At 39.6% G+C, this 8909-nt stretch carries 11 protein-coding genes; 4 read left to right on the forward strand and 7 right to left on the reverse strand.

Features of this window, described 5'->3' with window-relative positions; translation table 11 throughout:
• Nucleotides 1–415: 415 nt before the first annotated feature.
• The 6 genes from A3GQ_RS25195 to A3GQ_RS0120730 form a co-directional block, all read right to left on the reverse strand.
• Entirely contained in the window at nt 416–970 is a 555-nt protein-coding gene (locus A3GQ_RS25195) for a DUF6022 family protein (protein WP_037465754.1), read from the reverse strand.
• A gap of 123 nt (nt 971–1093) precedes the next feature.
• Nucleotides 1094–1678 carry a TetR/AcrR family transcriptional regulator gene (locus A3GQ_RS0120695; protein WP_028778664.1) on the reverse strand — a complete coding sequence of 195 codons (585 nt, stop codon included), beginning with the start codon at nt 1676–1678 and terminating at the stop codon, nt 1094–1096.
• A gap of 80 nt (nt 1679–1758) precedes the next feature.
• Nucleotides 1759–2163, reverse strand: a complete 405-nt coding sequence (locus A3GQ_RS0120700) for a hypothetical protein (RefSeq protein WP_028778665.1) — start codon at nt 2161–2163, stop codon at nt 1759–1761.
• 50 nt (nt 2164–2213) lie between these two features.
• Entirely contained in the window at nt 2214–2576 is a 363-nt protein-coding gene (locus A3GQ_RS0120705) for a hypothetical protein (protein ID WP_028778666.1), read from the reverse strand.
• Nucleotides 2577–3061: 485 nt separating this feature from the next.
• Nucleotides 3062–3202: a hypothetical protein gene (locus A3GQ_RS27455; RefSeq protein WP_156877861.1), complete on the reverse strand. Its 141-nt coding sequence runs from the start codon at nt 3200–3202 to the stop codon at nt 3062–3064.
• Between the two features lie 543 nt (nt 3203–3745).
• Entirely contained in the window at nt 3746–4027 is a 282-nt protein-coding gene (locus A3GQ_RS0120730; protein WP_028778667.1) for a hypothetical protein, read from the reverse strand.
• A 306-nt stretch (nt 4028–4333) separates the two neighbouring features.
• On the opposite strand from A3GQ_RS0120730, the gene A3GQ_RS25890 reads away from it, so the two are divergent.
• The 4 genes from A3GQ_RS25890 to A3GQ_RS0120755 all read left to right on the forward strand — a co-directional run bounded on the left by A3GQ_RS25890 (nt 4334) and on the right by A3GQ_RS0120755 (nt 8469).
• Nucleotides 4334–4963: a hypothetical protein gene (locus A3GQ_RS25890; RefSeq protein ID WP_051272187.1), complete on the forward strand. Its 630-nt coding sequence runs from the start codon at nt 4334–4336 to the stop codon at nt 4961–4963.
• Between the two features lie 177 nt (nt 4964–5140).
• Nucleotides 5141–6628 (forward strand): recombinase family protein, encoded by a 1488-nt coding sequence (locus tag A3GQ_RS28415; protein ID WP_083964347.1) that lies wholly within the window; start codon nt 5141–5143, stop codon nt 6626–6628.
• 590 nt (nt 6629–7218) lie between these two features.
• Complete coding sequence (locus A3GQ_RS0120750) at nt 7219–7803, forward strand: TetR/AcrR family transcriptional regulator (RefSeq protein WP_028778668.1); 585 nt, start codon at nt 7219–7221, stop codon at nt 7801–7803.
• Between the two features lie 120 nt (nt 7804–7923).
• On the forward strand, nt 7924–8469 hold the full coding sequence (locus tag A3GQ_RS0120755) for a DUF6022 family protein (protein WP_028778669.1): 546 nt from the start codon (nt 7924–7926) through the stop codon (nt 8467–8469).
• A 16-nt stretch (nt 8470–8485) separates the two neighbouring features.
• On the opposite strand, the gene A3GQ_RS25895 is transcribed toward A3GQ_RS0120755, so the two are convergent.
• Nucleotides 8486–8758: a hypothetical protein gene (locus tag A3GQ_RS25895; RefSeq protein ID WP_169818319.1), complete on the reverse strand. Its 273-nt coding sequence runs from the start codon at nt 8756–8758 to the stop codon at nt 8486–8488.
• Nucleotides 8759–8909 lie beyond the last annotated feature (151 nt).

Consider the following 8909-nt stretch of genomic DNA (forward strand, 5'->3'; position numbering starts at 1 on the left):
TATACAACATCAATAGTGTAACAACACCTACCAGCCAAAACGTTACAGACTTTGGCCCCCAATAGGATGGACTCATTTTGTTGATCTCCTTTTTCAGCTCTACTATATTTTTAAAATAATGGAAATATAACGTGAAATACCGCATTGTAAAGTACGGTACTTCTATGAAGGAATTTTTTTCGTCAACGCTTATTTCGATCTACTTAATGATAGACTTCAACCGTAAAATTACCTGGTACTTCAACATAAAACGTCCATGTATGCAATTGTGTTGGAGGTTTTACTGAAAATCCATCTTCTTTTAAGCGTTGATTGATCTGATTCACTTGCTCTTTGTTTTCTTGACCGAACCTCACATGAAAGTTTTTGGATAGGGAACCGATGACTCACCCGATAGAGTGAGGGGAAGGATAAACTATTGATTCTTTTGATTGGCTCTTAACTGAGCGACATAAACATGGAATTCAGGAAGATTAGCAAAATCAAATGCTGCATACCGTTTGGACAGAGTTGCTACCACTTCCTCTTTGGTTGTTTCTGCTAAAGCGAAGACAGGCGGTTTTGTTGGTACGCGAAACTGTGTATGATCATGTGGCAAAACAGTGACGATGGTTCCAAGTGGTTCATCAGTTTCATGTTCGTACAATGTACTCCACAAGCAGCGATACTGATCTGTTTCCTCTGGGTTTGTTCCCCATTCTCTCGAAATTTCCATATCACCAGGGAGTCGGGTAGAAACTCGTAGCCCAGCATCTTTCAACTGGGAATGGATATTTTGGTAGAGGAAGTTTAAATAGGTTCCATACGAAGGTTCACCTACGGTTGCAAATGCATGGTCCAACTGTGCTTTCTTCTCTGTTAAGATAACATCCCAGTTTGCAGATACATGATCTTCTAGAAATTGGCCAACAGCAAAAATCTTGGCTCTATTTTGATTTTTTTCGAGATAGGAAACAAGTGTTGCAGTCATGTCACATCACTCCTGTAAGGTATTGGCGTTTCCGCCTCTTCTGTCTACCAATGGATGATAGAGACAAGAGACAGCAGGAATAAATGATAGTTATTAGTCACTAACATTTCTAAACAAAAAAAATTAAGTGATACCGCGGCAATAGGTTTGCACACAATGTTGGATAAAATCTTCCTTTGAATCCGTAATAAATTGGTTTCCTAGGAATGTGAGAGAAGCAAAATATCCAAAAAAGAAAGTCAAGAAAGAGATTGCTTGTTTATCTGGGGATTCGATCTTTGCTTTCTTTTTTTCACTCATCACTTGAAAATAGTGAGCTAAGGATTGTTTTAGTTTTTTTGGACTATGTGAGACATGATGACTTAACTCTGGCATTGTCGTTCGCTCTTGGACAGAAATAAGGAAAATAGAACGATTTGCTTCCATTTGATCCAAATAAGTCGAAGCGATGAGATACAAATCTTTTTCCAGCTCCCACGTAATTTGGGTTTCAAAAAGATTTTGGAAGGACGTAACAATGGAGTGTTTTTCAATTGCGGTCTCCAATAACCTTTTTTTCGTCTCAAAATGCCGGAAAATCGTCATTTCGCTTACTTGTGCACCTTGTGCAATTTCTTTAATGGTAACTGCTTTAAAACCTTTGTCCTTCATCAGTTGTATGGCCGTCTGTAAAATGCGGTCTGCGGTTCCTGTTTCTGATTTCTGCATCATTTCACCACTCATTAATGTTAGTTATTAGTAACTATCATTATCATAGCACAATATGGCGAGAAGTCAAGATATTGAATTCAATGTGGCTGCCAGAACCATTCTACATTCTCTTTTATATCTTCTAAAGCTCCAACACAGCAGATACCACAATATTCAAACCCAATCTTTTTCCATGATAGAGATTCATCTTGCACAGTTTCAGAATAAAATTGTGATGCTTTGGGAGGAAAACCGAGTGTAATTCCTAGTAGCTTGTGAAACTCTGGGGAATGAGGATCAGGTGTATCTTTTGATTGATAGAAATAATCCTGCTTGAGTTGTTCATTTTGAAAATAGAGTACTTGTCCTGCTGAGGCAAACACTTGTATATTCTCAACGAAAGGATACCCAATAAGAGAGCGTATATCATTTTCATCATCATGATTCGGGTTCATGAGTACCGCAGGTTTGTAGCCTTTCAAAAAGGATTCGAAACAATACATAGTACCTCCAATGTAAAACCACCTCACATATATCTAAGAGGTGGCTTCTTTTATCCTATTTTCCGTTGTAGGTCTTTCACGTCGTCATCTAGATCGTTAACCTTATCGGCCAATGATTTATTGAGTATATAGATTTCCTGCAAGGTATCTGCGGTTGTTTGGAATCCTTCTGCCATTGTAGCTCCTAATTCATTAACTGTAGTTTTTAATTCATTGACTGTATTCTCTAAGCTGGTATGCTGAGAATTCAACAATACATATCCTGTTTCGGATCGATCTTCCACACTCACCGCTGTTTGTTGTACTGCTAAGAGTTCCTCACGTGTAGGTAGTTGATCCATTCGTTCATTCATATTCTGAACCTGTTCCAACACTAAACGCATCATCTGCATTAAATTATCGTTTTCGTTCATTCGTATCACCTCTGATGAGTCTATTATACAATTATTCGGACTCATCAAGGTATTTCCCTTTCTCCAATAAAAAAAGCCCCTCATTGGGGCTATGTTCTAACCAACACTGGGATCACCCATCAGGTCAGTGCGTGGTTCTCCACCCATTACGATCATAGTGCTTCCCCTCCTCTCATCTGAGCCTCTAACAGATCGCGCTGAATAACAAAATCATTTTGTTGTTCTGGGAATGGATCAAGTTGTTTCAAACTTTACAATCCACGTAGTCCATATAAAACAGGCCGGTTGCAAGTAAGTAGCTATCAGAACAGCGAAGGACGCACAGTGTGGACCACGGAAGTCGTAGCGGATCATGTTAAATTCTTGGATTCGAGAAAGAATGAGGATGACGGGGACGATCCATTCCAGAAGATAGGAAAGCCGATTGATATCGATGCTGAAATGGATTTACCGTTCTAAAGATGGGAGGCCAGCCCTCCCAAATCTTAATCTTTTTTAGATTGCAAAGCCTTAAGAATCTCAGCAAGTATTTTCTCTTGACGATCTTGCCCAGCTCTCAACCATTCAAGATTACGCTCTATTTTGTTGATACTTTCAAGCAATCGCCTTGTATCATATTGGTCCATTGTTGATCAACCTTTCGTTGTTGAGTTATCTATCAATGTTTCTATTGTGCCTAGTAGGGATTTGCGTTGCTCTGGTGATAGCTTTTCACCAACACGTTGCCAGCTTCGGAGTTCTGTAGGAACTGAAGACAAGGAGCTTTCCTCGTTAAAAAACTCACTAGGAGTAATATTGAGAGTTTCACAAATCTTCATGAGTGATTGAACAGAATGGTTCCAATTCTCAGAGAAGGCGACAATATTCAATTGAAAGGGGCAGAACCAGCATCCGTGTCATGAAACGCAATTTGAACAATAAATGGAAAAACGACTTGAGGTGTGATCTGGACTCAAGTCGTTTTTGTTATGTGAATGAAAGAACTTTATAATTTGATTTGGGGTCCATTCCAAGAGTGGAACAAGGTTGATATCTACTTCTTCAACTGAAATATGGGGTATAAAACAATTTACTATTACGAAACCAATCCATGGCTCCTTCGCATCTACCCTGTTTGGATGGATGCGAGGGGCCAAGACGACCTCAGAGTGGGTCACTGGAGCGATTGTTCACGGCTTTAGGCTTCGAGTCCTAGAACTCTGGGATTCGGCCTGCCGCTCAAATCCTTCACTGATGAGTACGATCAGGAGAAGAACCCCTCCAGCAGCGAACATCTGGTATCCCAGACCGATTCGTTCGATGCCGTTGATTCGATCCTCCGTCGTTTCGGAGTCGTATTCGATCACAGAACGAATCACTCCGAATAGCATCAAGGAGATGCCACTCAGAGTTAGAACACCACCGAGAATTCCGAGGACGAGCGAAATCACCTTGAACAGCTTCTTTGGCATGACTTTCCCTAGGTTGTCCTTTATTGTTGCTGTAATTACTATACTCACAGGTGAATGGAGATAGCAAGTATATTTGGTCAAATTACGCTTCGTGAAACGGATGCTGGTTCTAGGCTCTTTTGGAGTTATCTCGGATTGCTATGACAGGGTTGCTGCCATAGACTGCAAATTAAGTTACCACGAGAGAGAACAGTACAGAAAACTGCCTCCTCTTCATAAATTTAATTTTTGTAATAAAGTAACCGTTTTGGAATAAGAGAATGTATCAAAAAAAGGCAAGAAAAACAATTGAGGGAGTGAAAGTGAATGAAAAGGAAAGTCGCGATAATCGCACGTATTGTATTTGGTGTTTTTCTGTTAGGTGTTGGTTTATCCAATTTATTAGGCTTGATGCCTACTATGCAATATCCAGAAGCTGCTAACAGATTTATGACCGCTCTTACAGGTACAGGATATATGATGGGAATCGTGAGTATATTGAATGTTCTTGTGGGTGTATCGATGTTGCTTAATCGCTTTGTTCCATTAGCACTTGTAGTATTCACGCCCATTTCAGTGAATATGGTATTATTTCATCTATTTCTGGATATCAAATCCATCCTCCCTGCATGGTTCAGAAGGGGGACGAATTGGATTCCGCCATCAGCCCATCTCAGCGATTTTCCGGTGCCCATCGAAGAGGGTCAAGATCAGCAGACTCTTCAGACCGTCGCTGTCGCCGGACAGGTACTCCAGCTCCTTGCGTACCCGCAGCTGCCAACCGAGTTCTTCGGTCAGCTCACAGCCGGCGATGTTAACGCCATTGTCCCTGCGCGCTGCCTCCGTGATGGAGTGAGGGGGGCGACGTCGCAGAGCCGCATCGCCGTACCGGAAAAATCGGTAACCTTGATGCGGTCGATCCTGAGTCGCTTTCCTTCCTCCGTGTTACCACCATAGGTGGTAGCGGCGATCAGGAAGTTGATGAACAGCCGCGCTGGTGTGGAGAAGTCAAGTTCCTTGGCCAGGCTTGTCAGCTGCCACCATATTACTGAAAGCGACTTTTTAAATCGCACTGGGCAAAAACACCCTTTTTGATATGATAAAGACAGTAGATAACAAAGGGAGAGAGGAAACTTGAAGATTGGATACGCACGCGTTAGTACAGTCGATCAGATTCTTGATTTACAGATTGATGCATTAACAGAAGCAGGGTGTGAAAAGATCTTTCAAGAAAAGATCAGTAGAACGAAAGATGATCGACCTGAGTTGAACAAGATGCTAGAACAACTACGCTCTGGCGATACTCTTGTTGTTTACAAATTGGATCGCCTTGGTTGGAGTACCAGGAAGCTGATTGAACTAGTAGACGAACTAGAACAAGGAGGAGTCGAATTTGTTTCCATTCGTGACAGCATTGACACCACTACAGCCGTAGGGAAAGCCATGTTCCGTATGTTAGCTGTATTGGCAGAAATGGAACGTGGCTTGATTGCCGAGCGTACCAAAGAAACAAAAGTAGAGAATCAACCAGAACTTCCACAAAAAGAACCTCAGGAGTTGATTTCTTTCCCTGCCGATCGCAATCGCTTCAAGTGGATTTCGCTTGTGATTTTAATTCCACTTGTGATTTCATTGATACCGGTTGTATTTGAAAAGTTTATAGTGGACCCGGTTGTCAATCCGCTTAAAAAAGTAGTAGAAGTGCCTGCTGAACAATTACTGAAAGATTTGTCGGGACCTGAACAGGTGAAGAAAATGATTCAACTCTTTAAGCAAGGCCATCTTCCTGAATCTCCCTGTACCTTTTCATCTGAATATACACCCAAAAAGGTTGCAGAAACCTGTGGTCAAGATTTCAAGGAACAGGTCGGCACGGACAATTCGAATGTCAAATTTATGATTTACCAGTATTCAGATGGGAAAAAACTATATTTTCAATTTGATGACAATTCAGATCTCTTCGCTGTTATCGTCCATGCTGCACCTTCCTTTAAAATGACTAAAGAGATGATTGAAAAGGAGCTGGGTCCATTATTTTATGATGGGGACGTTTATTTAGCAAAAAAAGGGAATCGAAAAACTTTACTCGGTTTTCGCTTTGACGAGCATGGGAAAGTGGCGAATGTTTCCTTCTTTTATAGGATTCCTCTTCCCAGGATGATTAATCATGTTCCTTCTGAACGTTCGTTGGAAGGATTGACGGAAGAACAACAAATACAACGAGTTAAAGAGTTATTCGCCAAGTTACAGCTTCCAGAAGCAGGGTGCGAATTGAAAAAGGGTTATACATACTATCAAATAAAGGAGGCTTGCGGCTATAATAGTAGAGAATATGGCGATTGGGGAAATACAGATGGAAGGTCATATAACTATCCAGATGGGAAAATCTTGAGTGTCATACTCCAAGGAAATGAGGGGTTCCTAAGTGGAATGTGGGTCAGTAATGCCCCTTCGTTTAACATGACGAAACAAGGAATTGAAAAGGAATTTGGATCTCTATACCAAACAACGGACGGGTATGCCTATCCTCATCCAGATAACCCTCCACCTTATTTACTTTTCCATTTTGACAAAAAGGGAAAAATGACACAGATGGGACTTCGATTCATAAGAATATATTGATAATTGGGTATTTTTGCCCATACCAGAATTTTCTGATCAAATATCTCTTGGCTAATTGCTGTTCGTATACTGGAATAAATTCAATTTCCTCTTTATAGAGCTTAATCACATGTTGAATTGTATAATCATCTAGTATATGTGGTTTCGATTTGGCTTGTAATAAATTTTGATATTGTTCTTCTGCTGTTTCTAGTTGACCATCCATCATATTTGCTATCAAAGGCAAACTGGCTTATGGGTTGCCAATTGGGTTGTTGTTTCTTTTTTCGGTCTTTAGCAGTTCCTTATAGCCATCAAGCTAAGTGATTTGCCAATTGCTTAGCTTGATGGCTATTGGGTCCCTGTATCATTTTGGGGAAATTATACATTTTGACATATTTTAGACACGATTTAACCGACTACCTACACGGGGTAATACCAGCATAGCTGTCAGTTAATGATAGGAACCTTGTCACTGGGCCCAATAGTATATGAGGAAACTAGGAATGTACATAATATTGGTTTCCTTTCATACTATTGACTTTTCCTACTCTTTTGATATAATTTTGTTAGTTATTAATAACTAACAAAATTGAACAAGTGGTGGAATCATGACAAAAACAGAACAAGGGACCGCAGATCGCATTTTACAAACTGCTATACAACTTATGAAAGATAAAGGCTTTAAATCAGTTACCATCAAAGAAATTGCAAAGGCTGCACAAGTGAGTGAGATGACGATCTTTCGTCATTTTGAAACGAAAAAAAATTTACTGGAAGCAGCAATTGAAAAACATTCCATCGTTTCTTCTTTTCAACATATATTTGAGAATCAATTGGTTTGGGATTTGGAACAAGATTTGACTTTGATTGCTACTACTTATTTAGAACTTATGGAAGCAAATCGTCCAATTTTCTTAATTGCTACCCAAGAACGAACGACAATGCCGGAATTAAGTAAATTGATCTCCACTAATCCAAAACAATTAAAGCAGTCTTTATCGCAGTATTTTCAAGTAATGAGCAAGAAAAAGAAAGCAAATATAGTCAACCCAGATCAACAAGCGACTTCTTTTTTAACTTTTTTATTTGGCTATTTCTGTTCCCTTACCTTTCTTGGTGATCAATTTATTACAGAGACAAGAGAAAATTTTATTCGACATTGTGTGCAAACGTATTGCCACGGTATTATCTAATTTTTTTTGCGTATAAATGTTAGTGACTAATAACTAACTCCTACCGCCTCTTTTGCTTATCAGTCGATGATAGGCAAAAGAGGCGGAAAACGCCTAAAAACTTATAGGAGTGGTGATAAAATGGCTACAACTCTAGCTTCTTACCTCGAGAATAATCAAAATGAACACAAAATATTTGCTGTTGGTGAATATATAGAAGAACATGTGACAAAAAACTGGGATGTCATCTTAACGGAGAAAAAGCAACAACTGGAACATGCTTTTGCAACAGTTGGAGAACCTTCCTATGGAACCTACTTGAATTTCCTCTATATGCCTTTGCATACACAGTTGGAAGAGGCGGGACTATCTGTTTCTTCGAGACTTCCAGGTAACATGGACATCTCCAGAGAATGGGGCACAAATCCAGAAGAGACGGATCAACATCGCTGCCTATGGAGCACTTTATATGAAAAAGAATCCGGTCAAGCAATCGGGACGATCGGTGTTGTTTTACCACACGATCATACAAAATTTCGCGTCCCTTCCAAACCTCCTATTTTTGCTTTAACAGAAACAGAAAAAGATGACGTTGTAACTGTCCTTTCCAAGCGTTATGAAGAATATGACTTTGCTAACCTAATGGAGTTTCATGAGTATGTTTCTAAGTTACGTACAAATCAATAATCCATATCCCTCACTCTTAGGAGTGGGGTTTTTTGCACAGTACATGCTGAATAAAATCCAATCGATGCTGTAAATTAGTAAAATGTTTCAATTCCTCATATGGCAAAAAGGTTCTGCCGTTCGTTTCTTCATCTCCAATAAACTCATCGATTTGTTTTACTTGAGCATGAAAATGAACCTGATAACTTTCTGGATATGGATATCGATAGTTATCAGGTTTCTCTGCATATACTTCTAACTTTTGATATCCTATTAGGGGTAATACCAGCGTAGCTGTCACCAAGTACAATTTGACTTCCAAATAATAAGAATCAAATTTTTTTGAATTATTATTAAGTAAACAACGGAAACAAGAAAGTTCGTGATAAATTGAAAAAATGGCTCCTAAAAAAAGAAGAGACATTAATAAGTGCAATTATCTTTCCGACTTTCCTTTTCGT

Source organism: Shimazuella kribbensis DSM 45090 (assembly GCF_000428065.1).
Classification (GTDB): Bacteria; Bacillota; Bacilli; order Thermoactinomycetales; family Thermoactinomycetaceae; genus Shimazuella; species Shimazuella kribbensis.